Below are 23,654 nucleotides of genomic sequence, written 5' to 3'. Positions count from 1 at the left end.
AGTCAGCGCGGTTCGGCGATCTGGGCCTGCAGCTCGATGTCGCGCGGCGGCGGCGTCCGCGGGGTGCGGATGATGCGCTGGTACCAGGCCCACGACAGCACGCCGATCACCGTCAACACGCTCGCCCCCAGCGCCAGGTGCAGCAGGCTGGTCGAGAGCATGGGCGAGAGCACGCCCGCCACGGCGCCGTTGAGCAGCAGGCTGGCGAAAGCCTGCACCGAGGAGATGCCGCCGCGCCTGTGCGGGAAGCGGTCCAGCAGCAACAGGGTCAGCGTCGGGAAGGCCAGCTGCACGCCCACGCCGTGCAGCACCAGCGGCAGCATCGACCAGGGCAGCCGCGGCTGCGGGAACGCCAGGGCGAGGACCAGGTGCGACGCGCAGGCCAGCAACATCACCGCGTAACCGAGGTTCACGGTGAAGCCCACGCCGCGGCGACCGGCCAGCCGCCCGGATATCCAGGCGCCCCCCACCAGGCCGACCACCACCGGGATGAACAGCCAGGGGAAGCCCTGCGCCGACAGCCCGAGCAGCCCGCGGATGATCCGCGGCGCCGAGGCGATGAACAGGAACAGCCCGGCGAAGTTCACCGAGCAGGAGACGAGCAGCGGCCAGAACGGCCGGTCGCGTCCGAACGCCACGTAGCCGGCGAGCAAGGGTTTCAGCGCGAAACGGCTGCGTGCCGCCGCCGGGTGGGTTTCGTCCAGTTGCCACAGCAGCAGTGCCGCCAGCATCAGGGTGAAGCCGGTCAGCACCCAGAAGATGCCGTGCCAGCCATCGAGCCCGAGCAGCTGGGCGCCCACCATCGGCGCGATCACCGGCGCCACGCCGAAGATCATCATCACCTGCGACATCAGCCGCTGCGCCGCCTCGCCCTCGAGGCTGTCGCGGATCACCGCGCGCCCCACCACCAGGCCAGCGCCGGCGCAGGCGCCCTGGATACCGCGACACACCAGCAACATGCCGAAGGAGGTCGACAGCGCGGCGCCAGCAGAGGCGGCCGCGTAGCCGAGCATGCCCGCCACGATCACCGGCTTGCGCCCGACCGCATCGGAAATCGCCCCGTGGAACAGGCTCATCACCGCGTAGGTCAGCAGGTAGATGCTCAGGAGCTGTTGCAGGGCCACCTCGTCCACGCCGAAGCGCGACCCGATCAACGGGAACGCCGGGAACACGGCGTCGATCGAGAACGGGCCGATCATCGACAGCGCGGCCAGCAGCCATGGCAGGCTGCGCCGGATGGGGGGAGGAGTCGTGGTCATCGGATGGGGCCGGGGAGCGGCGGCGAGTATGCCACGCGGCCCCGCGTTGCCCCGGCAGCAGCCCGATCGCGGGCCACGCGCTTCCATGGCGGCAGAAGGAGCGTGGCGCACGAGCGGGGGCTCCTGCAAAGCCCGCGTAGCGTTGGCCTGGCACACGGCCATCGGCTAGCATGCGCCGGATGGGAGATGGCATGCCTCCCGTTCCTCGCGGAACGAACCGCCCCGCCCGAGGGGTTGATGATGCCTGCACACCGGATGCTCCGGGTGCGGGCGTGTGCCCGCAGCGCGCAGGTCCGGCGATTTCGACCTTTCAGGGGAGGCGCTCTCGTGGGCTACACCGGATTCCTTGCGATCGGCTTCGGCGGCGCGCTTGGCTGCTGGCTGCGCTGGCTGCTCGGCAGCCTGCTCAACCACGTCTTTCCCACGCTGCCGCCGGGCACGCTGGCAGCCAACCTGCTCGGCGGCCTGCTGATGGGCGGCGCGCTGGGCGTATGGGACCACTTCCAGACCCTTCCGCCGGAACTGCGCCTGTTCGTGTTCACCGGTTTCCTCGGCGGCCTGACCACCTTCTCCACCTTCTCGGCCGAATCCTCCACCTTGCTGCTGCGCCAGCAGTACCTGTGGTTCGCCGGCCACCTGCTGGTGCACCTGGTCGGCTCGATCAGCCTGACTCTGCTGGGCATCGCGATTGCGCGCGGCCTGTTGCGCGTCCTCTAGGAGCATCACCGTGAGCGACACGACCACCGAAGGCGTCCAATTGTGCTTCTACGTGCATCTGCGCGCGCGCCACGACGGCAGGCTGCTGTCCGAATGGCTGCTCGAACAGGCCAGGCGGCAGGGCATCGGCGGTGGCTCGGTGTTCCGCGCCACCGCCGGCTTCGGCCGTCACGGGGTGCTGCACGAGGAAGCGTTCTTCGACCTCGCCGACGACCTGCCGGTGAAGGTGGAGTTCCTGCTACCGCCGGCGCAGGCCGATGCGCTGCTCGCACGCGTGCGCGAGGCGGGCATCCACGCGGTGTATGCAACCTCGACCATACGCTTTGGAGTTCTGGGCGCGCAGTGAGGCGTGCCGCCATCTGAAGGAGCGACGCGATGCCCTTCCGCCAGCAGTCCCTCAAGCAACGCGCAATCGAGCTGCTAGCGCTGGCCGGTGTCCGGGCCGCCGACCAGCCACCCTGCGACCTCTGCGTGCATGACGAGCGCCTGTACGCCCGCGTGTTCGCGCACGGCTCGCTTGGCCTGGGCGAGGCCTACATGGACGGCTGGTGGGACAGCGACGACCTGCCCGGTCTGTTCACCCGCCTGCTGCGCGCGCAGATCGACGAGGAGCTGAAAACCCTCGACACGCTGATCGCGCACCTGAAGGCGCGCTTCGTGAACCTGCAGCGTGGCGAGCATGCCTTCGAGATCGGCAAGGCGCACTACGACCTGGGCAACGACCTGTTCCAGGCGATGCTGGGCGAGCGGCTCGTGTATTCCTGCGGCTACTGGGCCGAGGCGGGCAACCTGGACGAGGCCCAGGTCGCCAAGCTCGACCTGGTCTGTCGCAAGCTGCGCCTGCAACCGGGCCAGCGCGTCCTCGACATCGGTTGTGGCTGGGGCGAGGCACTCAAGTACGCGGCGCAGAACTACGGCATCCAGGGCGTGGGCATCACCGTCTCGCAGGAGCAGGCCGCGTACGCGCAGGCACTGTGTGCCGGACTGCCGGTGGAAATCCGCCTGCAGGATTATCACGAGCTGGACGAGCCTTTCGACGCGATCATGTCGATCGGCATGTTCGAGCACGTGGGCGCGCTCAATTACCGCAGCTATTTCGAAGTGGCACGGCGCTGCCTGCGGGACGATGGCCTGTTCCTGCTGCATTGCATCGGCAGCAACGGCGCGCCCTCGCGACCGGATCCGTGGATCGAGAAGTACATCTTCCCCAATTCGATGATCCCGGCGATGAGCCAGACCGCCTCCGCCCTCGAGGGCCTGTTCGTGGTCGAGGACTGGCACAACTTCGGCGCCGACTACGACAGGACGCTGACCGCGTGGCGCGCCAACTTCGACGCGGCCTGGCCGGCGCTGTCGCACCATTACGACGAGCGCTTCCGCCGCATGTGGCACTACTACCTGGCCGTCTCCGCCGCGGTGTTCCGCAGCCGCCGCGACCAGCTGTGGCAACTGACGCTGAGCCCGCGCGGCGTTCCCGGCGGCTACCGCGTGCCACGCTGACAGGCAGGACGCCGGCGGCAGTTGAAGCGGATCGCCCCGGCGCGGGATAGTGGCGGTGCCACCCTGGGGGACCGCCATGAAGCATCTACTGCCCGCCCTGCTCGCCATCCTCGCCCTGGCCTGCGTCGGCACCAGCCACGCCGCGCAGACGCCACCGGACTATTTCTCCCACGCAGGCCACGACGACGTGCTCAGCGGCGGCGTGAAGATGATCACGATCGACACGCCCAGGGGCCACTTCAAGGTCTGGACCAAGCGCGTGGGCAACAACCCCCGGCTCAAGGTGCTCCTGCTGCACGGCGGCCCGGGCATGACGCACGAGTACTTCGAGGCGTTCGACAGTTACTTTCCCGCTGCCGGCATCGAGTACTACTACTACGACCAGCTCGGCTCGGCCTATTCGGAGCAGCCCAAGGGTCCGGGCAGCGACGACCTGTGGACCACCGACCGCTTCGTCGACGAAGTCGAACAGGTGCGCCAGGCGCTGCACCTGGACAAGGACGACTTCTGCCTGCTCGGCCATTCCTGGGGCGGCGTGCTGGCGATCGAGTACGCCCTCAAGTACCAGCAGCACCTCAAGTGCCTGGTGATCTCGAACATGGTCGACTCGATCCCCGCGTACAACGAGTACGCCCGCAAGGTACTGATGCCCTCGATGGATCCGAAGGCACTGGCCGAGGTGCAGAAGCTGGAAGCGGAACACCGCACCGATGATCCACGCTACATGCAGATCCTGATGCCGATGCACTACGAGAAGCACCTGCTGCGCATGCCCTTCGCGCAGTGGCCCGAGCCGGTAGTGCGCTCGTTCAACCACGTCAACGAACACATCTACCAGCTGATGCAGGGCCCCAGCGAACTGGGCGCCAGCGGCCGGCTCGAACACTGGGACCGCAGCGCGGACCTGCACCGCATCAACGTGCCCACGCTGGTGATCGCGGCGAAGTACGACACCATGCAGCCGGCCTACATGGCCGGCATGGCCAAGCGCCTGCCCAAGGGCCAGTTCCTGCTCTGCCCCAAGGGCAGCCACATGGCCATGTACGACGACCAGCACGTGTATTTCGACGGCCTCATCCGCTTCCTGCACGGCGTCGAGTGAGCGGCCCATGATGCGGATGCGCGCCCTCCTGTTTGCACTCCTGCTGGCGTCGGTCGCCGGCCCCGCGATGGCCCGCCCGGGCCTTTGGGTGGTCAGGGACGCCGACACCACGATCTACCTGTTCGGCACCGTGCACCTGCTGCCACACGACACCGACTGGCGCTTCCCGGCGCTGGACAAGGCGCTGGCCGACAGCCAGGCGCTGTACGTGGAGATCGTGGACGACGACCAGGCCAACATGACCGCGCTGGTGCTGCGTTACGGGATGGACATGGCGCACCCGCTCACCGGCCTGCTCACGCCGTTCGACCGCGACCGGCTCGAACGCGCCGCGCGCCTGGCCAACGTGCCCGGCGGCGTGGCGTCTCTCAACATGATGCGTCCGTGGCTGGCCGCGCTCACCCTGACGGTCGCACCGCTCACGCAGGCTGGACTGGACCCGGCGCAAGGCGTGGACCGGCAGCTGCGCGCGGCAATGGAAAAAGCCGGCAAACCGGTGCGCGCGCTGGAAACGGCCGAGCAGCAGATCCGGTTCCTCGCGGACATGCCGCAAGCCATGCAGCTGGCCATGCTCCGTTCGACCCTGCGCGACACCGAGCGCGCCACGGTGGACCTCGAGGCGATCATCCAGGCCTGGAAGCGCGGCGACGACAAAGCGCTGGCCCGCCTGGAGAACGACCTGATGCGCAAGGAAGAGCCCCAGCTCTACCAGCGCCTGCTGGTCGAGCGGAACGAGGCCTGGGCCAGGCGGGTTGCCGCGATGCTGCAGCAGCCGGGAACGGTTTTCGTCGCCGTCGGTGCCGCGCACCTCGCCGGCCCGGACAGCCTGCAGGAACAGCTCGAAAAGCAGGGCGAGAACGTCGATCGCCTGTAGGCCAGACCTGGAACACCACCTGCAGGAGCGCACCTGTGCGCGACCGGGAGCATCGCGGTCGCGCACAGGTGCGCTCCTGCAAGGACACCCCGATAGCGCGAGGCAGCCAACACGGGCGTGCACGAGCGCCCCTGCCCAGCCTCCCCGCTGTCCCCTCCGCGGCCGATCTGGCACCATCGGCCGGTTACCCGTGCAAGAAACCCCCGCATGAACCTGCAAGCCAATTTCGAACAGATCCCGCTCAAGGAATACGCCGAGCGGGCCTACCTCGACTACTCGATGTACGTGGTGCTCGATCGCGCCCTGCCCTTCGTGGGCGACGGCCTCAAGCCAGTGCAGCGGCGCATCATCTATGCGATGAGCGAGCTCGGCCTGGCCGCCACCGCCAAGCCCAAGAAATCCGCGCGCACCATCGGCGACGTGATCGGCAAGTTCCATCCGCACGGCGACACCTCGTGCTACGAGGCGATGGTGCTGATGGCGCAGCCGTTCTCGTATCGCTATCCGCTGGTCGACGGCCAGGGCAACTTCGGCTCGCCGGACGACCCGAAAAGCTTCGCGGCGATGCGCTACACCGAGTCGAAGCTCAGCCCGATCGCCGAGGCGCTGCTGGGCGAGCTGGCGCACGGCACGGTCGACTGGGTACCCAACTTCGACGGTACGCTGGAGGAGCCGTCCTGGCTGCCTGCACGCGTGCCGCATGTACTGCTCAACGGCTCGATGGGCATCGCCGTGGGCATGGCCACCGACATCCCGCCGCACAACCTGCGCGAGGTGGTGGCCGCCTGCATCCACCTGCTGGACAACCCCGATGCCACCGTCGCGGACCTGGCCGGGCACGTGCCCGGCCCCGACTACCCGACCGCGGCCGAGATCATCACCCCGCGCAAGGAATTGCTGTCGATCTACCAGACCGGCACCGGCTCGCTGCGCGCCCGTGCGGTGTACCAGGTGGAGGACGGCAACATCGTCATCACCGCGCTGCCGCACCAGGTCAGCCCCTCGAAGATCCTCGAGCAGATCGCCGCGCAGATGCGCGCCAAGAAGCTGCCGATGGTGGAGGACCTGCGCGACGAGTCCGACCACGAAAACCCGATCCGCCTGGTCGTCGTACCGCGCTCCAACCGCGTCGATTCGGCCGAGGTGATGCAGCACCTGTTCGCCACCACCGACCTGGAGAAGAGTTACCGCGTCAATCTCAACATGATCGGCCTGGACGGCCGCCCCCAGGTGAAGGACCTGAAGAAGATCCTCGCCGAGTGGCTGACCTTCCGCACGGACACGGTGACGCGTCGCCTCAACCATCGCCTGGGCAAGGTCGAACGGCGCCTGCACCTGCTCGAAGGCCTGCACATTGCCTACCTCAACCTGGACGAGGTCATCCGCATCGTGCGCTCGGAGGACGAGCCCAAGCCGGTGCTGATGAAGCGCTTCAGGCTGTCCGAGGAACAGGCCGACTACATCCTCGAGACCAGGCTGCGGCAGCTCGCGCGCCTGGAGGAAATGAAGATCGAGGCCGAGCGCAACCAGCTCGAGGAGGAGCGCGCGCGCATCAACGTGCTGCTCAAGTCACCCGCCAAGCTCAAGGGCCTGATCAAGGAAGAGCTGCGCGCCGATGCCGTCAAATACGGCGACGCGCGCCGCTCGCCGCTGGTCGAACGCGAAGTGGCGCAGGCGCTGGACGAGAGCGCGCTGGTCGCCAGCGAGCCGGTCACCGTGGTGCTTTCGCAGAAGGGCTGGATCCGCGCCGCCAAGGGCCACGACGTCGATGCCGAGGGCCTCAACTACCGCGAGGGCGACGGCCTGCTCGCGGCGGTGAAGGCGCGCACCACCCAGCAGATCGCGGTGATCGATTCCACCGGCCGCAGCTACTCCACGCCGGCGCACACCCTGCCCTCGGCGCGCGGCAACGGCGAACCGCTCACCGGCCGCTTCAGCCCACCGGCCGGCGCCGGCTTCGACGCCCTCACCGCCGGCGACAACGACACGCGGCTGATCCTGGCCACCGACTTCGGCTATGGCTTCGTGGCCCGCTTCGAGGCGCTCACCGGCCGCAACAAGGCGGGCAAGCAGATCATCAGCCTGAGCGAGGGAGCGAAGATCCTGGCGCCCCAGGCCAGCGCGGATCCGGCGCGCGACCGCATCGTGGTGGTCACCACCGAAGGCCACCTGCTGATGTTTTCCGTGGCCGAGCTGCCGGAACTGGACAAGGGCAAGGGCAACAAGCTGATCGAGGTGCCCAAGGCCAAGCTGGCCAGCGGCGAGGAACGCGTTGCCGGCATCGCCGTGGTCGCCGAGGGCAAGGGCGAGGTGACGCTCTACGCTGGCCAGCGCAAGCTCACGCTGCGCTGGAACGACCTGGTCGAGTACGGCGGCAACCGCGCCACCCGTGGCGGCCTGCTGCCCCGCGGCCTGCGGCGCGTGGAGCGGATCGAGACCACGGGTTGACGCGTAACCGCAAGCCGCCGCGAACTGCTCCCTCTCCCCGCCGGGGAGAGGGCCGGGGTGAGGGGCCACGCTTGCGGTCATCTGGAACCAAAGCGGGGCCCGATCGATCGTCCCGGCGAGCCACAGCCACGGAGGGGAGAGGAAGCACAACGGCGTGTCTCTTCACCGAGAACTTTCACGCCAGCCACCACTCCAACCCCGGTACACCTGACCGCGCCCCGCCCGTTGAATACAGGCACCGTCCGACCGGATCTCCCATGCGCTCCCTTCTTTCCGCCGCTGCTTTACTCGCCGCCGTCCTGGCCACGCCGGCCTGGTCGCAGAGCGCCAGCCAGCCGTTGAACCTGAAACTCCCGCCCAGCGACCTGCCCGCTGCGGCGAGCACGGCGCCGAAACCGGCCAGCGCTCCCGGCGTCTACTACGGCGACCACAGCGGCCGTACCGCCGCGGACGAGGACATCGCGACGGACGACTGCGACGACGCCACCTACGACCAGGCGCAGCTCCACGGCAGCGTGGGCGTGGGCGTCATGGGCGGCAGCCACGTGGACGGCAACTACCAGCACGGCATGGTCAGCCTCAGCAAGGCGTTCGGCAGCTGCGACCATCCCAGGGGCGGCGTCAGCCTCTCCATCGGCACCGGAACCGGGCATTTCCACGAGCGCGGTCACTGACGCGCGAGACGCCTCTGCGCTAGCCTTCCCGCCGGCGCGAGCGGAGGGACCCATGCACGGCGAGTACAAGATGCCCGGCGGCAAGTTGATCGTGGTGGACCTGTCCATCGTTGGCGGCTGCCTGGCCCAGGTGCAGGTGAGCGGCGACTTCTTCCTCGAACCGGACGATGCCCTGCACGCCATCGACGCCGCGCTGGAAGGGCAGCGCGCCGATGCGGACGAACACATGCTCGCCGCCGCGGTGCGGGCCCGACTTGCACCGGGCGTGATGATGTACGGCATCTCACCCGAAGCCATCGCGGTCGCCGTCCGCCGCGCCATCGACCAGCACGCCATCGACCAGGGAATGGCCCCATGACCCGCACGCTTTGGCGCGACCACGCCTGGCAGCTGATCCACACGGACCCGCAACCGCCCGCGCTGCACATGGCGCTGGACGAGGTGCTCACCCACGAAGTCGGCGCCGGCCACCGGCCGCCGACGCTGCGCATCTGGGAATGGGGCGGCCCCGCGGTGGTGATCGGCCGCTTCCAGTCGTTGCGCAACGAGGTCGACGCGGAGGCCGCGCGCCGCCATGGCATCGAGGTCGTGCGCCGCGTCTCCGGCGGCGGCGCCATGTTCATCGAACCGGGCAACACCATCACCTGGTCGATCTACGCACCGCTCTCGCTGATCAAGGGCATGAGCTTCCAGGAGGCCTACGCGTGGATGGACGCCTGGACGCTGGAGGCGCTCGCCGAGCTGGGCATCGAGGCCTGGTACCAGCCGCTGAACGACATAACTTCCGCCGGCGGCAAGATCGCCGGCGCCGCGCAGGCCCACCGCGGCGGCGCCGTGCTGCACCACGTCACCATGGCCTACGACATCGATGCGACCAAGATGCTCGAGGTCCTGCGCATTGGTCGCGAGAAGCTCTCGGACAAGGGCACGCAAAGCGCCGCCAAGCGCGTCGACCCGCTGCGCAGCCAGACCGGCCTGCCGCGCGCGGCGATCATCGACCACATGATCGCCACCTTCCGCCACCGGCACGGAATGGTCGACGACACGCTGCGCCCGGACGAACTGGCCCAGGCCGAAATGCTGGCCAGGGAAAAGTTCTCCAGCACCGCCTGGACCGCCGACGTCCCCTGAGACCGCGGTCGCGACCCGCGCACCGAGCTCCCCGTCACCGAGCTTCCCCCGCGAACGCGGGGGAAGCTGCCGACAGGCGGATGGGGGCGCCTCTGGGCGCGCGGCCCAGGTAAGCCCCTCGCAAGGACGCCCCCATCCGCCCTTCGGGCACCCTCCCCCGTAAACGGGGGAAGGGTCGGGCCTGCGCCCGCACGCACCTCCCAAACGTCACTTGCACCCCTTCCCCCACCGCCGCAGGATCGGGCTTCCATTCGCGTGGACAAAGGAGATGCAGATGCGCGTTTTACGCATGGCCGCCCTGGTGGCGGGATTGGGCCTGGCCCTCGCGGCGCACGCCGCCGACCGCGATACGTGGAAATTGCCGGTCGCCGTCAAGAAGCTCGACAACGGCATGACCGTGGTGGTTTCCGAGGATCACAGCTCGCCCACCGTGGGCATCAGCATGGTCTACCACGTAGGCATGCGCCTGGAGCCACAGAACCGCACCGGCTTCGCTCACCTGTTCGAACACCTGATGTTCGAGGGCACGCCGGACGCGCCCAAGGGCACCTTCGAACGGGTAATCCAGGGTGGCGGCGGCGTATTCAACGGCTCGACCCGCGCCGACTACACCAACTACATCGCCTCGGCGCCCTCCTCCGCGCTGGCGCCGATCCTGTGGCTGGAGGCCGATCGCATGAAGTCGCTCGACTTCAGTGCCAAGAACCTGGCCAACCAGCAGAACGTCGTCAAGGAAGAAATCCGCGTCAACGTGAAGAACCAGCCCTACGGCCTGTTCTTCTGGACCGACCTCAACGCGCTGGCCTTCGACAAGTGGGCCAACAAGCACGATGGCTACGGCTCATTCAAGGATCTGGACCACGCCTCCATCGCGGACGTGAAGACCTTCCACGATACGTTCTACCAGCCGGCCAACGCGGTGCTGGGCATCGCCGGTGACGTCACGCCGGATGAAGCGTTCAAACTGGCGCAGCAGTACTTCGGCGACATCCCCGCGCGCGATCTGCCCAAGCGCCCGGACGTGTCCGAGCCGCTCAACACCAAGCCGCGCCACGCCGAGGAAACGGACGCGCTGGCCAAGGTGCCGGCGCTGGCGGTCGGCTGGAAGATGCCGCCGCGCGGAAGCGCCGACCAGGTACCGATGATGGTGCTCTCGCAACTGCTGGTCGGCGACGACGCTTCGCGCTTTTACCAGGGCCTGGTCAAGGGCCGCCAGCTGCTGCTCAACATCCAGGGCGGCATGAACTTCCCGCTGGGCGACGGCAGCGACTACGCCGGCCCCGCACTGCTAGGCCTGTTCGCCATCTACAAGCCCAACGCCACGCCCGACCAGGTGCTCGCCGCACTCGATGAAGAGATCGCCAAGGTCGCCACCGAAGGCGTGGACGACGCCACGCTGGCCAGTGTGAAGACCAAGATGCTGTCGGACTGGTACGGCGGCCTGGAGTCCTTCATCAACCGCGCAGACACGATGGCCAAGCTGCAGACGCTGTGGGGCGATGCGCATGTCGCCAATAAGATGCCGGGCTGGATCGAAGCGGTGCGCGCCGAGGACATCAAGCGCGTCGCCCGCACGTATCTCACCGACGCCAACCGCAGCGTGGTCGTGCGCCGTCCCGTCGCCGCCGCCAAAGCCCCTGCCAAGTGAGGATCGCCATGAAGACGAACAAGACGTTCAAGCTGCTCGCGCTGGCCGTGGGGCTTTCGCTGGCAGGTTTCGCGCAGGCCTCCACCCGGCCGCTGCCGAAGGACCTGCCGGCCTACGGTCCCGAGAAACCACTGCCCACCCCGCAGATCCAGCACCGCACCCTGCCCAACGGCCTGACGGTGTGGGTCGTGCCACGCGACGGATTGCCCAAGGTCAACGTGGAACTGGCAGTACTGGGCGGCACCGCCGCGGACGACCTCAAGACCCCGGCTATCTCCGAGATGATGGCGCGCCTGCTCGACGAGGGCACCGCCTCGCTCAGCTCGCGCCAGATCGCCGAGAAGCTGCAATCCATCGGCGGCGACTACCGCACGGGCGCCTACGCCGACGCCATTACGATCCGCGCCGACGCGCTGGCTTCGCACGCCCCTGAGCTGATCGCACTGGTGGCCGATACGGCGCTGCATCCGAGCTTCCCGGCCAAGGAGGTCGCGCTGGCCCAGGCCAACGCGATGCAGGAGCTGAAGGTGCAGGAGGCCGACCCCGACTGGCAGGCACAGCGTGCCTTCGACCACGCTGCGTTCGGGACGCATCCGTATGCACGCGATGCGCTCGACGAGGCCAGCGTCCAGGCGAGCAGCCCCGACACGCTGCGTGCGTTGCATGACGCCCGCTTCCAGCCCGACCGGGCGCTGCTGGTGATCGTCGGCCGGATCGACGCCGACCAGGCGTTCAAGCTGGCCAGCGATGCGTTCGGCGGCTGGAAGTCCGATGGCAAGGCGCTCGCCAGCACCGCGCCCGCGCCGCATGAAGGATCGCCGGATCGCCTGATCGTGCCGCGCACCGGCGCGGTGCAGAGCAACATCCGCTACGGCCGCCCGGTGATCGCCGCCAGCAACCCGGACTTCATCCCGCTGACCGTGGCCGACACCATCCTCGGCGGCGGATTCACCAGCCGTATCACGCAGGACATCCGCGAGGACAAGGGTTATTCGTACAGTCCGTTCTCGCAGTTCGACGCCCAGCGTGCCGGCGGCAGCGCGTTCGCCCGGGTCGACGTGCGCAACGAGGTCACCGGCGCCACGCTGGCGGAACTGGCCAAGCTGTACGACAGCATGGCCACGCAGGCGCCCAGCGAGGAGGAACTGACCGGCGCCAAGCGGCTGGTCGGCGGCATCTACCTGCTGCGCAACCAGATCCAGAGCGCGCTCACGGCGACCATGGCCGGCTACTGGATCGACGGTCTGCCGCCGGACTTCCTGGGCCGCTACGTCGCTGAAGCCAACAAGGTCACCGCCGACCAGGTGCAGGCCATGGGGCGCAAGTACTTCGCCTCCAGGGACCAGAGCATCGTGGTGGTCGGCGATCCCAAGGCGATCGACGCGCAGCTGGAGCCTTTCGGCGCGTTCGAGGTATACAAGCCCTGAGCGTAACCATGCGGCCACGGGCAAGCCGTGGCCGCATGCCTTTGTTGAAACGCACCTGTGCGCGACCGCCATCGACACGACCCGCGAGGCGCCGCCATGCACCGCGGTCGCTCCTACATGGGCGTGTGTGCCGGCAGCAACGGCAGGATGTGCTCGCGGCTCAGCGTGGCGATCGGCTTGTTGCCCGGGGCGGCAGGATCGATCCAGCACAGCTCCGCAATCTCCGCCTGCGCGACGGGCCCGCCGCGCACCTCCACCGTATAAACCGCCGCCTCCACCCGATGTCCCGGCTCGTTGGCGGCTGCCGCGCCTGCGTGGCACAGCAGCCGCGCGGAACCGGGCGAGAGCTCGCAACCCAGCTCCTCGCGCAATTCACGCGCCAGCGTGGCCAGGTCGTCCGCATCGTCCGGATCACGCTTGCCGCCGGGCTGCTGGAACACCGTCGCGCCATGCTTGCGCACCAGCAGCGTGCGGCCGGCGTCGTCGCGGATCACCGCCGCGACGATGCGTATGACCGGCGAGCTCACAACCGCGTGACCGACCACGACTGCATCCGGCCATTCTTGTACGGCATCACGCCATGGAATGGCCGCGGGTCCTCGTCGAACACCAGCGGCAGGAAATGCCGGTCGCCCTCCCACATCGGCAGCTCCATCAGCCGTGCGCGCGGTACCCACTCCAGCGTGCCTTCGTGGTTGCCGGTGTGGCAGGTCCCCTCGAAGCCGTCGATCAGGAAGATGAAACCCAGCCAGTCCTCGCCCTGCTTGCCGAAGCCGGGCCAGTTGAGCGTGCCGCGCAGGCACATCGAGGTGCACTCGATGCCGGCCTCCTCGCGGATCTCCCGGCGCATGCAGGCGGCGATGTCCTCGCCCGGTTCCATCTTGCCGCCCAGGCCGTTGTACTTGCCCAGGTGCTGATCGTCCGGGCGGGCGTTACGGTGGATCATCAGCACGTGTTCGCGGTCGGGCGAAAGCACGTAGCCGAGTGTGGCGACGATGGGGCAGTAGGCGGTCGACATCGGCGGGAAGGGGCGGCAAAGCGGCAAGTGTAGCGCCGGGCCTGAACATGCGCCCGCGCGCACACTTGCGCCTGTCGCATCCGGGCGGCGACCATCGGGACATGATCCGCTTTGTCCCCCGCCTGCCGCTCGCCGCGATCGTCCCCCTGCTGCTCGCCGCCCTGGCCGGCTGCGCGCCGCAAGCGCGCGCGCTGGACAGCGAGGAGCGCGCGTTCGAGGGGCAGAACTACCGCGTGGTCAGCATCGACCTCAAGCGCGAGCCGCTCACCCTGCACTGGCGCGCGCCCGACAGCGGCGAAGCGTTCGGCAGCATCGACAATCTGCGCCAGTGGGGCGAGAAGCACGGCCGGCGGCTGCTGTTCGCCGCCAACGCCGGCATCTACGACGCGGCATTCAAGCCACTCGGGCTGTACGTGGAGGACGGCAAGCGGCTGGTGCCGCTCAACATGGCGCACGGCAATCCCGCCTCCGGCAACTTCTCGCTGCTGCCCAACGGCGTGTTCGCGATCTACCCGGATGGCAAGGCAGCGGTCGAAACTAGCGCGGACTTCAAGGCCGATGGGCGCAAGGCGCAGTGGGCCACGCAGTCGGGGCCGATGCTGGTGATCGACGGCGAGATCAACCCGGCCTTCATGCACGACTCGGACAGCCTGAAGTGGCGCAGCGGCGTATGCGCCCGCACGCCGCGCAATGTGGTGTTCGCCGTGAGCGAAGCGCCGGTCAACTTCCACACCTTCGCGCGGCTGTTCCGCGATGAACTGGGCTGCCGCGATGCGCTGTTCCTGGACGGCACCATCTCGCAGTTCTACCTGGGCGACGAAGGCTACGCCGGCGCGCCGGCTTTCATGGTCAAGCCCTACGCCGGCATGTTCGCGGTGTTCGCGCCGGAATGATTCGCCGCCGCTTTCCGTGGTGGCGCGCCCTCGCACTGGTGGTGCTGGTGCTGCTGGCCGCGGCATTCGCCACCGGCTGGTCCCTGCTCGCCGGCAGCCGCGCGCGGCTGGATGGCGGACTTCGGGTGGCGGGCCTGTCCGCGCCGGTGAAGATCGTGCGCGACGCCAACGGCAGCGTCACCATCGACGCGCGCCGCCGCGCCGACGCGACCTTCGCGCTGGGTTTCGTGCACGCGCAGGAACGCTGGTTCGAAATGGACCTGATGCGCCGCGTGGCGGCCGGCGAGCTGGCCGAACTGGTCGGCCCGGCGGCGCTGGACACCGACCTGGACATCCGCCGCCACCGCCTGCGTGCGGTCGCCGAGGCAGCCTACGCGGCGATGACGCCCGAACAGAAGCAGGTGCTCGACCGTTACCGCGACGGCGTCAACGCCGGCCTGGCCGACCTGCGCGAGAAGCCGTGGGAATACTTCCTGCTGGGCAGCGAACCCAGGCGCTGGCGTTCGGAGGACTGCCTGCTGGTGATCGGCGCAATGTACCTGGACCTCAACGGCCACGGCCGCAACACGCGCGAGCTGGACATCGCGCGCATGCGGGCCGCGTTGCCGGCGCCGCTGGTGGATTTCCTGCTCTCGCCCGACCCGGACTGGGAAGCGCCGCTCACCGGCACGCTGTCGCGCCCGCCCGTGCTGCCCGGCGCGGGCGTGTTCGACCTGCGCGCACAGCCGGCGCCTGCCACGCCGGTGGCATCGGTGGCCGCCGCGCTCGCGCCGGCGCTGGAAGAGCGCCATCCCGGCAGCAACCATTTCGCGGTCGCCGGCCAGCTCACCGACACCGGCGCGGCCATGCTCGCCAACGACATGCACCTGGGGCTGCGCGTGCCGGACATCTGGTTCCGCGCGCGCCTGCGCTATCCGGATGCCAAGGCGCCCGGCGGCACACGCGACGCGGTGGGCGTGACCCTGCCCGGCACGCCGGCACTCGTGGTCGGTTCCAACGGGCAGATCGCCTGGGGCTTCACCAACAGCTACGGCGATTGGCTGGACTGGGTGCGGGTCACGCGCGACCCGGCCAATCCCTCGCGTTACAAGGTGCCCGGCGGCTGGGCGACGATCGAGCACCACGCCGAACGCGTCCACGTCAAAGGCGCGCCCGACCGCGTGCTCGAAGTGCAGGACACCCGCTGGGGGCCGATCCTCGCCAAGGACACCGACGGCACGCCGCTGGCCCTGGCCTGGATCGCGCAGGACCCGCATGCCTACAACCTGGGCCTGATGCAGCTGGAGCGCGCACCCAGCGTAGCCGCCGCACTGGACCTGGCGCCGACCCTGGGCATGCCGCCGCAGAACCTGCTGGTCGCCGATCGGGAGGGGCATATCGGCTGGACGCTCGCCGGCAATGTGATTCCCGTGCGCCCGTTCGGCAGCGAGCCGCAGCAGCCGGCGGACTGGTCGCAGGCGGGCACTGGCTGGCAGGGCTGGGCGCCGCCCTCGCAGTACCCGCGCGTGGTCGACCCGTCCGGCGGGCGGCTGTGGACCGCCAACAACCGCACCGTGGATGGTCCCGCGCTGGATCTGCTCGGCAACGGTGGCCATGACCTCGGCGCGCGGGCGCAGCAGATCCGCGACGATCTGCGGATGCACAGCATGTTCACCCCCGGCAACCTGCTCGACATCCAGCTCGACGATCGCGCGGTCTTCCTCACCCCTTGGCAGCGGCTGCTGCAGGACACGCTGGCGGGGACCTCCGATCCCGCGCTCGAGGCACTGCGCGAGCGCACCGCGAACTGGCGCAACCGCGCCGCACCCGACAGCGTGGACTACCGGCTGGTGCGCGCCTTCCGCACGGAAGTGCACCGGCTGGCGCTGGCGCCGTTCGTGGCGACGGTCAAGGCGCGCTACCCGGACTTCTCCTGGCCTTCGGGCACCGGCAACGCGGAGGCGGCCGTGTGGTCGCTGCTGCGCGACCAGCCCGCGTGGCTGCTCGACCCGCACTACCGCAACTGGAACGCGCTGCTCCAGGACGCCGCGCGCCGCGTGGCCACGGAGCTGGGCGGGCAGCCGGGCGGGCTGGCCGCGCGCACGTGGGGCGAGGTCAATCCCGCGGATATCCACCACGCGCTCTCGCCGGCACTGCCGCACTTCCTGGCGCGCTTCCTGGACATGCCCGACACGCCGCTGCCGGGGGACGCCAACATGCCCCGCGTGGCCGCGCCCGGTTTCGGCGCCTCCGAACGGCTGGCGGTTTCGCCCGGTCACGAAGCGCGAGGCATCCTGGAGATGCCTGGCGGCCAGAGCGACAACCCGCTGTCGCCCTATTACGGCGCGGGACACGCGGAATGGGTCGACGGCCGACCCACCCCGCTGCTTCCCGGTCCCGCCAGGTGGACCCTGACGTTGAGCCCCGGCACGCCGTAAAGCGCCCCTCCGGGAGAGAGCTTGGGGTGAGGGGGCGGCCTGGCGAAAGGCTCACCGGCAGCCAGCAGGGGCTTCGAGCTGGAAGCAATGGCCAGCTTCCCCGCGAGCCCCGGCCCCTCACCCAAACCCTCTCCCCGGAGGGGAGAGGGCTTCAATGCGGCTGCGGCTTCCCAGAGGGAACGAGCATAGCCTTTGCTCCCTCTCCCCTCCGGGGAGAGGGCTGGGGTGAGGGGCCGGGGCTCGCGGAAGCCCGCTCGTCAGACAGCAACCTCCCGGAAAGCCACCGCCATACTGGCGACGGCACGCGAAGAGCTTTACGCCAATTCGTACTCCAACGCGCACTCGTGCCGCCCCTGCTCGATGCGGATAGCCAGCTCGCCCTTGATGCCCACCAGCTCCCCGGTGCCCGAGTCCGGCACCACCGACACCCGCAGGCTTGGTGCGCCGCGCTCCATCAATCCGTAGTGCATCAGCACGAAACTGCCCTGCCGCCCGTGCAGCGACCCGCTTACCCGCTCGATCGCCACGTAGCCGGCCGAACCGGGCACCCCGGTGCCCGCCGAGAGCATCTCGCCCAGGCTGGTGGCCTCCAGATCGCCCTGGAAGCGCTTGTCGATCGACAGCCGACCGAGTTGCGCTGCTTCGGTGCCGGGCGCGGCTGGCTGTGGAGCAAGCTTCACGTCGAAGGTTCCGCTGGCGTGCATGGGTCACTCCCGGTCGGTGATGGCGGCCGTCCATCATGCCGCAGGCGCGGCGCGACGCGATGTCGAAAATGCCGGCGCCCGCGCGTCGTATCAACGGAAGCCGGCATCCGCCGGCGCACGAAGGAGAAAAGCGATGCGCTGCATGGTGATGGTCCGCGCCACGGCCGAATCGGAAGCCGGCGTGATGCCGAGCGAAAAGCTCATGCGCCAGATGATGGCGTTCAACGAGGAACTGGTGAAGGCGGGGGTGATGCTGGCCGGCGAAGGCCTCAAGCCCAGCGCCGCTGGCAAGCGGGTTCATTTCGCCGGCAACGGCCGTAGCGTGGTCGACGGACCTTTCGCCGAGGCCAAGGAGCTGATCGCCGGTTTCTGGCTGTGGCAGGTACGCTCGATGGACGAGGCGCTCGAGTGGGCGCGCCGCTGCCCGCCGCCGTTCGAGGGCGAGTGCTCGATCGAGATCCGGCCGCTGTTCGAGGCCGACGACTTCGGCGAGGCGATGACACCCGAGATGCGTGAGACCGAAGAGCGCCTGCGCGCCGAAGTGGCCGGCAAGACGTGAACCCACCGCCGGAAGAGCCCACGTCTGGCCGATGCTTGCCCTGATCCCCAAAAAAGGCATCACCCGAAGTGAGCTCCCGCGAACGGCGACGCGGGCTTGCCGGCCCCTGCGCGCGGTGGTCTGATCGGCCGCATGAGCCAAGCCGAGACCCACCGCGCGATCGAAACCGTCTGGCGTCTGGAAGCGCCCAAGCTGGTCGCCGCGCTGATCCGCGTCGTGCGCGACATCGACCTGGCCGAGGAGCTGGCACAGGACGCGCTGGTCGCGGCGCTGGAGCGGTGGCCGACGTCGGGCGTGCCGGACAACCCCGGCGCATGGCTGATGACGGCGGCCAAGCGGCGCGGCATCGACTTGCTGCGGCACCGCCAGCTGGTCGAGCGCAAGCACGCGGCGCTGGATGGCGACCCGGAGCACGAGGCGTTCACCATGCCCAACCTCGAAGCGCTCGACGACGACATCGGCGACGACCTGCTGCGGCTGATCTTCACCGCGTGCCATCCCGCGCTCTCCACCGAGGCGCAGGTGGCCCTCACCCTGCGCCTGCTCGGCGGCCTCACCACCGCGGAAATCGCCCGCGCCTTCCTGACCGCCGAGCCGACCATCGCCCAGCGCATCGTGCGCGCCAAGCGCACGCTGGCCGACAGGCGCGTGCCGTTCGAGGTCCCGCGCGGTGCCGAACTCGAGGCACGGTTGGCGGCGGTGCTGGGCGTGATCTACCTGGTCTTCAACGAGGGCTACACCGCCACCGCCGGCGACGACTGGATGCGCCCGGCGCTGTGCGAGGAAGCCCTGCGCCTGGGCCGCACCCTGGCCGGGCTGATGCCACGCGAACCGGAAGTACTCGGGCTGCTTGCACTGATGGAGATCCAGGCTTCGCGCAGCCATGCACGCGTGGGCGCGGATGGTCGCCCCGTGCTGCTGCTGGAGCAGAACCGCGCATTGTGGGACCAGTTGCTGATCCACCGTGGACTGGAGGCGCTGGAACGCGCCGGCCGCCTCGGTGGCGCCGAAGGCCCGTACGCGCTGCAGGCAGCGATCGCCGCCTGCCACGCGCGTGCGACCACGGCCGAGGCCACGGATTGGCCGCGCATCGCCGCACTCTACGCCCGGCTGGCGCAAGTGGCGCCTTCGCCGGTGGTGGAACTCAACCGCGCGGTGGCGGTGTCCATGGCCGAGGGCCCTGCCGCGGGGCTGGCGCTGGTCGATGCCTTGCGTGAGGTCGCGGCGTTGGCCGGCTATCACCTGCTGCCGGCGGTGCGCGGCGACCTGTTGGCCAGGCTTGGGCGAAGCGACGAGGCTCGCACTGAATTCGAGCGCGCTGCGGCGCTTACGCACAACGCGCAGGAACGCAGTGTCATGCTGGCGCGTGCCGGAGCGTGTGGGTGACGGCGGCGGGTTGGGCAGGGCTCCCCGCCAAAGGCGCCCCCATCCGCCCTTCGGGAACCTTCCCCCGCAGTCGCGGGGGAAGGATCGGCAGCGTCTTCCCCCGCGACTGCGGATCGGCAGCGCAAAACCACCCATCGAGCCTTCCCCTGCGAATGCGGGGGAAGGTGCCGGCAGGCGGATGGGGGCGCTCTTGCGCCTTAGCCCAGCAACCTTTCGCAGATCGCCTGGTATAGCCCCGGCAACCGCTCCAGGTCGGCTACCGCCACGCACTCGTCCACCTTGTGGATGGTCGCGTTGACCGGTCCCAGCTCCACCACCTCGGCGCCCAGTGGCGCGATGAAACGCCCGTCGGACGTCCCGCCGCCAGTGCTCTGCTCCGGCTCCATGCCGCATAGCTCGCGGCACACGCCGAGCACGGTTTCGCGCAGGCGGCCACCCGCGGCGCTCAGGAACGGCTCGCCGGAAAGATTCCAGTCCAGCTGCCAGTCCAGGCCGTGGCGCTCGAGGATGGCCTGAGTGCGCGCGCGCAGTTCAGCGGCACCGCTGGCGGTCGAGTAGCGGAAGTTGATCTGCGCGACGAGCGCGCCGGGAATCACGTTGGTGGCGCCCGTACCGGCGTTGAGGTTGGAGATCTGGAACGAGGTCGGCGGGAAGTCCGCGTTGCCCTCGTCCCAGCGGGTAGCCACCAGTTCGGCCAGCGCCGGGGCGAAGGCGTGGATCGGGTTCCTCGCCTTTTCCGGATAGGCCACGTGGCCCTGCACGCCACGCACGCTGAGCGTGCCAGAAAGCGAGCCGCGGCGGCCGACGCGGATCAGGTCACCCAGCCGCTCCTTCGACGAAGGCTCGCCGACCACGCACCAGTCCAGCCGCTCGCCACGCGCGCGGAACGTCTCGGCTACGCGACGCACGCCATCGAGGTTGGTCGGACCTTCCTCGTCGCTGGTCAGCAGCAACGCGACGCGGCCGGCGTGTTGCGGGCGCGTCGTCACGAATTGCTCGAGCGCCAGCACCATCGCGGCGACCGAACCCTTCATGTCGGCGGCCCCCCGGCCGTAAAGGCGGCCATCGCGCACGACCGGCTCGAACGGCGGGCTCTGCCACGCGTTCTCCGGACCGCTGGGCACCACGTCGGTATGGCCCAGGAAGACCAGCGTGGGACCTTCGCCGCCGTGCGTCGCCCACAGGTTGCCGACCTCGCCATGGCGCAGGTGCTCGATGGCAAAGCCCGCCCGTGCGAGCCGTCCAGCGATCAGCGCCTGGCAGCCGGCATCCTCGGGGGTCACCGAGCGGCGGCCGATCAGGTCACGGGTCAAGTCCAGTACGTCGCTCAAGCGAAACTCCCACCTGCTTACGAAATCCCTGTAGGAGCGCACTTGTGCGCGACCGGGTGCATGGCGGTCGCGCACAAGTGCGCTCCTACAGGAAGACTCCCGACGCGGGAACTTTATTTGCCGAACAGCTTCTTGAACCCGTTGTCGGTAAAACCGACGCTCACCGCCCCGTCGTCCTGCACCACCACCGGCCGGCGCACCAGTGCCGGGTATTCCTTCAGCAGCAGCGTCCACTCCGGATCGGAACCGGGGTTCTTGCGCTGCGGCAGCAGGTTGCGCCAGGTGGTGGAGGACTTGTTGACCAGTTTCTCCCAGCCTCCCAGCTGTTGCGCCCAGGCCTTGAGCGTCGCCGCCGGCACGGGATTGGCGCGGTAGTCGACGAACGCGTGCGGCACCTCGAAACGGGCGAGCCAGTTGCGCGCCTTCTTGCAGGTATCGCAGTTCGGCAGGCCGTACAGCGTGACGGTCATTGCGCGCTCCTCAGCAGCTCGTTGATGCCGGTCTTGGCGCGCGTCTTCTCGTCGACCTGCTTGACGATCACCGCGGCGTACAGGCTGTGGCTGCCGTCCTTCGCCGGCAGGCTGCCGGCGACCACCACGCTGCCGGCCGGGATGCGGCCGTAGCTGACCTCGCCGGTGGCGCGGTTGTAGATACGGGTGGACTGGCCCAGGAACACACCCATGCCGATGACGCTGCCCTTCTCCACCACCACGCCCTCGACCACTTCGGAGCGCGCACCGATGAAGCAGTCGTCTTCGATGATGGTCGGGTTCGCCTGCAGCGGCTCGAGTACGCCGCCGATGCCCACGCCGCCGGACAGATGCACGCGCGCGCCGATCTGCGCGCAGGAGCCGACCGTCGCCCAGGTATCGACCATGCTGCCGGCGCCGACGTAGGCGCCGATGTTGACGTAGCTAGGCATCAATACCGCATCCCTGGCGACGTGCGCGCCCCGGCGCACCAGCGCGCCCGGCACGATGCGCGCCCCCAGGCTCTCGAGCTCCGCGTCGTTGCCATGGCCGAAGCGCAGCGGCACCTTGTCGAAGGCCAGCGCGGCGCCACCGTCGACCACCCGGTTGCCGTTGATCCGGAAATACAGCAGCACAGCCTTCTTGAGCCACTGGTTGACGGTCCAGCCGCCGTGCCCGTCCGGCTCGGCCACGCGCTGCTCGCCCTGTTCGAGCAGCTCCATCACCTGCCCAAGCGCCGGACGCAGGTGGGTTTCGATCTCGCTCTGGGTGAGTTCGCTACGGCGCTCGAAGGCGTCGTCGATCAGGGTCTCGATGGCAGGCATGGCGGCTCGCAGCAAGGGGGTTCGGGAAGCGCCCCAGTATACGGAGAGCCACCGCCGCACACCCCGCCTAACTCAAGTTTGTGCCGGTGTTGCCGATTCCCATTCGCTCCCCGCGGCTCACGCGAACGCGGGAGACGGAGAAACAGAGCCATGCCACGGCGTCCGATCGACCCGGCCGAGATCACGGTCGGCCAGCCCCTGCGATTCAATGCCTACGACGCCCGGGGCAAACTGCTGATGCCCCTGGGCCAGGTGATCGGCACCGAGGCACAGCTGGAGAAGCTGCTCGAGCAAGGCCTGTTCTACGGGTCGGAAGAAGAATGCCGCGGCCCCTTCCTGCCGCCCCCGCCTTCGCCGCTGGCGCTGGTGCTCCAGGCGCGCGAACAACTGCAGGCGCTGCTGGCCGACCCCTCGCCGACGGACTTCCCCGGCACGCTGGCCGAGATCGCCGAGCGGGTGCGCGAGGCTTGCCGCCGGAACCCGGACGTGGCGCTGGCCAGCATCCTGCTGTGTCCCGAGGGGCCCTATGGCTCGCGCCATGCCGTCAACGCCGCGATCGCCTGCCAGCTGACCGGTACCGCCATGGCGCTGGAACCGGTCGAACTGGCGGCGACCGTGTCCGCCGCGCTGACCATGAACATCGGCATGTTCGAACTGCATGAGCAACTGGTCGCGCTGGAGGGGCCGCTTTCGGACGAACAACACCTGGCGGTGCGCGCACACTGCCGGCTCGGGGTGGCCCGACTGCGCGACCACGGCATCACCAGCGCCGCGTGGCTCAACGCCGTGCGCGACCACCACGAGCGCGCCGACGGCAGCGGCTACCCGGGCGGCAAGATGGGCGAGGAGATCGGCCGGCCCGCGCGCCTGCTGGCGCTGGCGGATGTCTATTGCGCGCGGGTCTCCGGACGCGACTACCGGCCGCCGCTGCAACCCACGCTCGCCTTGCGCTGGCTGTTCCTCAACGAGGGCGCCGCGCTGGACGAGCGGCTGGCGCGGATGTTCATCAAGACGCTGGGCATCTACCCGCCCGGCACCGGCGTGCGCCTGCGCAACGGTTCGATCGCGGTGGTCACCCAGCGCGGACCGGTCGGCCACCAGCCGGTGGTCGCCTCGCTCACCACTCACGACGGCCTGCGCGTGGGCTCCCCGATCCGCCGCCGCGGTGACGTGGAAGCGCACCACGTCAGCGAGGTGGTCGATCTGGCCGCGCTGGATATCGAGGTGGACATGCAAGCGCTGTGGGGTGCCGACGCAGTGGCGTGACCGTCG

Annotated in this window: 23 protein-coding genes and 1 riboswitch; of the genes, 16 read left to right on the top strand and 7 right to left on the bottom strand. The window is 69.3% G+C overall.

The window, feature by feature from the left end; genetic code table 11:
- Positions 1-2: 2 nt before the first annotated feature.
- On the bottom strand, positions 3-1,259 hold the full coding sequence (locus ACFWZU_RS01605) for a multidrug effflux MFS transporter (RefSeq protein WP_439699658.1): 1,257 nt from the start codon (positions 1,257-1,259) through the stop codon (positions 3-5).
- A 173-nt stretch (positions 1,260-1,432) separates the two neighbouring features.
- Positions 1,433-1,513: riboswitch (Fluoride riboswitch) on the top strand.
- 73 nt (positions 1,514-1,586) lie between these two features.
- On the opposite strand from ACFWZU_RS01605, the gene crcB reads away from it, so the two are divergent.
- From crcB to ACFWZU_RS01550, 11 genes are all read left to right on the top strand, one after another.
- On the top strand, positions 1,587-1,976 hold the full coding sequence (gene crcB / locus ACFWZU_RS01600) for a fluoride efflux transporter CrcB (protein ID WP_439699657.1): 390 nt from the start codon (positions 1,587-1,589) through the stop codon (positions 1,974-1,976).
- A 10-nt stretch (positions 1,977-1,986) separates the two neighbouring features.
- A complete protein-coding gene (locus ACFWZU_RS01595) occupies positions 1,987-2,322 on the top strand; it encodes a DUF190 domain-containing protein (protein WP_439699656.1) in 336 nt (111 codons plus the stop codon).
- Between the two features lie 29 nt (positions 2,323-2,351).
- Entirely contained in the window at positions 2,352-3,476 is a 1,125-nt protein-coding gene (gene cfa / locus ACFWZU_RS01590) for a cyclopropane fatty acyl phospholipid synthase (protein WP_439699655.1), read from the top strand.
- Positions 3,477-3,552: 76 nt separating this feature from the next.
- Positions 3,553-4,578 carry a proline iminopeptidase-family hydrolase gene (locus ACFWZU_RS01585; RefSeq protein WP_439699654.1) on the top strand — a complete coding sequence of 342 codons (1,026 nt, stop codon included), beginning with the start codon at positions 3,553-3,555 and terminating at the stop codon, positions 4,576-4,578.
- Between the two features lie 16 nt (positions 4,579-4,594).
- A complete protein-coding gene (locus ACFWZU_RS01580; protein WP_439699653.1) occupies positions 4,595-5,452 on the top strand; it encodes a TraB/GumN family protein in 858 nt (285 codons plus the stop codon).
- Positions 5,453-5,659: 207 nt separating this feature from the next.
- Positions 5,660-7,900, top strand: coding sequence for a DNA topoisomerase IV subunit A (gene parC, locus ACFWZU_RS01575; RefSeq protein ID WP_439699652.1), 2,241 nt, complete (start codon positions 5,660-5,662; stop codon positions 7,898-7,900).
- 257 nt (positions 7,901-8,157) lie between these two features.
- Positions 8,158-8,574 (top strand): hypothetical protein, encoded by a 417-nt coding sequence (locus ACFWZU_RS01570; RefSeq protein ID WP_439699651.1) that lies wholly within the window; start codon positions 8,158-8,160, stop codon positions 8,572-8,574.
- Positions 8,575-8,626: 52 nt separating this feature from the next.
- Positions 8,627-8,932: a biotin--protein ligase gene (locus ACFWZU_RS01565; RefSeq protein WP_439699650.1), complete on the top strand. Its 306-nt coding sequence runs from the start codon at positions 8,627-8,629 to the stop codon at positions 8,930-8,932.
- Positions 8,929-9,705, top strand: a complete 777-nt coding sequence (locus ACFWZU_RS01560; protein ID WP_439699649.1) for a lipoate--protein ligase family protein — start codon at positions 8,929-8,931, stop codon at positions 9,703-9,705. The genes ACFWZU_RS01565 and ACFWZU_RS01560 overlap by 4 nt, the downstream gene beginning before the upstream one ends.
- A 274-nt stretch (positions 9,706-9,979) precedes the next feature.
- On the top strand, positions 9,980-11,353 hold the full coding sequence (locus ACFWZU_RS01555) for a M16 family metallopeptidase (RefSeq protein WP_439699648.1): 1,374 nt from the start codon (positions 9,980-9,982) through the stop codon (positions 11,351-11,353).
- An 8-nt stretch (positions 11,354-11,361) separates the two neighbouring features.
- On the top strand, positions 11,362-12,780 hold the full coding sequence (locus ACFWZU_RS01550) for a M16 family metallopeptidase (RefSeq protein ID WP_439699647.1): 1,419 nt from the start codon (positions 11,362-11,364) through the stop codon (positions 12,778-12,780).
- A 113-nt stretch (positions 12,781-12,893) separates the two neighbouring features.
- Here the strand turns inward: ACFWZU_RS01550 and ACFWZU_RS01545 are convergent, their stop codons facing one another.
- Entirely contained in the window at positions 12,894-13,307 is a 414-nt protein-coding gene (locus ACFWZU_RS01545) for an NUDIX hydrolase (RefSeq protein ID WP_439699646.1), read from the bottom strand.
- Entirely contained in the window at positions 13,304-13,798 is a 495-nt protein-coding gene (locus ACFWZU_RS01540) for an NUDIX hydrolase (protein WP_439699811.1), read from the bottom strand. The genes ACFWZU_RS01545 and ACFWZU_RS01540 overlap by 4 nt, the downstream gene beginning before the upstream one ends.
- A 101-nt stretch (positions 13,799-13,899) precedes the next feature.
- Here ACFWZU_RS01540 and ACFWZU_RS01535 point away from each other — a divergent pair, with 101 nt between their 5' ends.
- Positions 13,900-14,691, top strand: coding sequence for a phosphodiester glycosidase family protein (locus tag ACFWZU_RS01535; RefSeq protein WP_439699645.1), 792 nt, complete (start codon positions 13,900-13,902; stop codon positions 14,689-14,691).
- Positions 14,688-17,108 (top strand): penicillin acylase family protein, encoded by a 2,421-nt coding sequence (locus ACFWZU_RS01530; protein WP_439699644.1) that lies wholly within the window; start codon positions 14,688-14,690, stop codon positions 17,106-17,108. The genes ACFWZU_RS01535 and ACFWZU_RS01530 overlap by 4 nt, the downstream gene beginning before the upstream one ends.
- Before the next feature lie 314 nt (positions 17,109-17,422).
- Here the strand turns inward: ACFWZU_RS01530 and ACFWZU_RS01525 are convergent, their stop codons facing one another.
- Positions 17,423-17,812, bottom strand: coding sequence for a DUF3224 domain-containing protein (locus ACFWZU_RS01525; protein ID WP_439699643.1), 390 nt, complete (start codon positions 17,810-17,812; stop codon positions 17,423-17,425).
- A gap of 133 nt (positions 17,813-17,945) precedes the next feature.
- Here ACFWZU_RS01525 and ACFWZU_RS01520 point away from each other — a divergent pair, with 133 nt between their 5' ends.
- Both ACFWZU_RS01520 and ACFWZU_RS01515 read left to right on the top strand, forming a co-directional pair.
- Positions 17,946-18,371, top strand: coding sequence for a YciI family protein (locus ACFWZU_RS01520; RefSeq protein WP_439699642.1), 426 nt, complete (start codon positions 17,946-17,948; stop codon positions 18,369-18,371).
- A 132-nt stretch (positions 18,372-18,503) separates the two neighbouring features.
- Positions 18,504-19,757 (top strand): RNA polymerase sigma factor, encoded by a 1,254-nt coding sequence (locus ACFWZU_RS01515; protein WP_439699641.1) that lies wholly within the window; start codon positions 18,504-18,506, stop codon positions 19,755-19,757.
- A gap of 197 nt (positions 19,758-19,954) precedes the next feature.
- Here ACFWZU_RS01515 and dapE read toward each other — a convergent pair whose 3' ends face one another.
- The 3 genes from dapE to dapD all read right to left on the bottom strand — a co-directional run bounded on the left by dapE (position 19,955) and on the right by dapD (position 22,382).
- Positions 19,955-21,088 (bottom strand): succinyl-diaminopimelate desuccinylase, encoded by a 1,134-nt coding sequence (gene dapE, locus ACFWZU_RS01510; protein ID WP_439699640.1) that lies wholly within the window; start codon positions 21,086-21,088, stop codon positions 19,955-19,957.
- Positions 21,089-21,201: 113 nt separating this feature from the next.
- Positions 21,202-21,558 (bottom strand): Spx/MgsR family RNA polymerase-binding regulatory protein, encoded by a 357-nt coding sequence (locus ACFWZU_RS01505; protein WP_439699639.1) that lies wholly within the window; start codon positions 21,556-21,558, stop codon positions 21,202-21,204.
- A complete protein-coding gene (gene dapD, locus ACFWZU_RS01500; RefSeq protein ID WP_439699638.1) occupies positions 21,555-22,382 on the bottom strand; it encodes a 2,3,4,5-tetrahydropyridine-2,6-dicarboxylate N-succinyltransferase in 828 nt (275 codons plus the stop codon). Before dapD ends, ACFWZU_RS01505 begins: the two co-directional genes overlap by 4 nt.
- Positions 22,383-22,532: 150 nt before the next feature.
- On the opposite strand from dapD, the gene ACFWZU_RS01495 reads away from it, so the two are divergent.
- Complete coding sequence (locus ACFWZU_RS01495) at positions 22,533-23,648, top strand: HD-GYP domain-containing protein (RefSeq protein WP_439699637.1); 1,116 nt, start codon at positions 22,533-22,535, stop codon at positions 23,646-23,648.
- Positions 23,649-23,654: the final 6 nt, after the last annotated feature.

This window comes from Frateuria sp. GZRR33 (assembly GCF_051900425.1).
Classification (GTDB): Bacteria; Pseudomonadota; Gammaproteobacteria; order Xanthomonadales; family Rhodanobacteraceae; genus Frateuria_A.
This window is presented reverse-complemented; position numbering and strand designations above follow the sequence as displayed.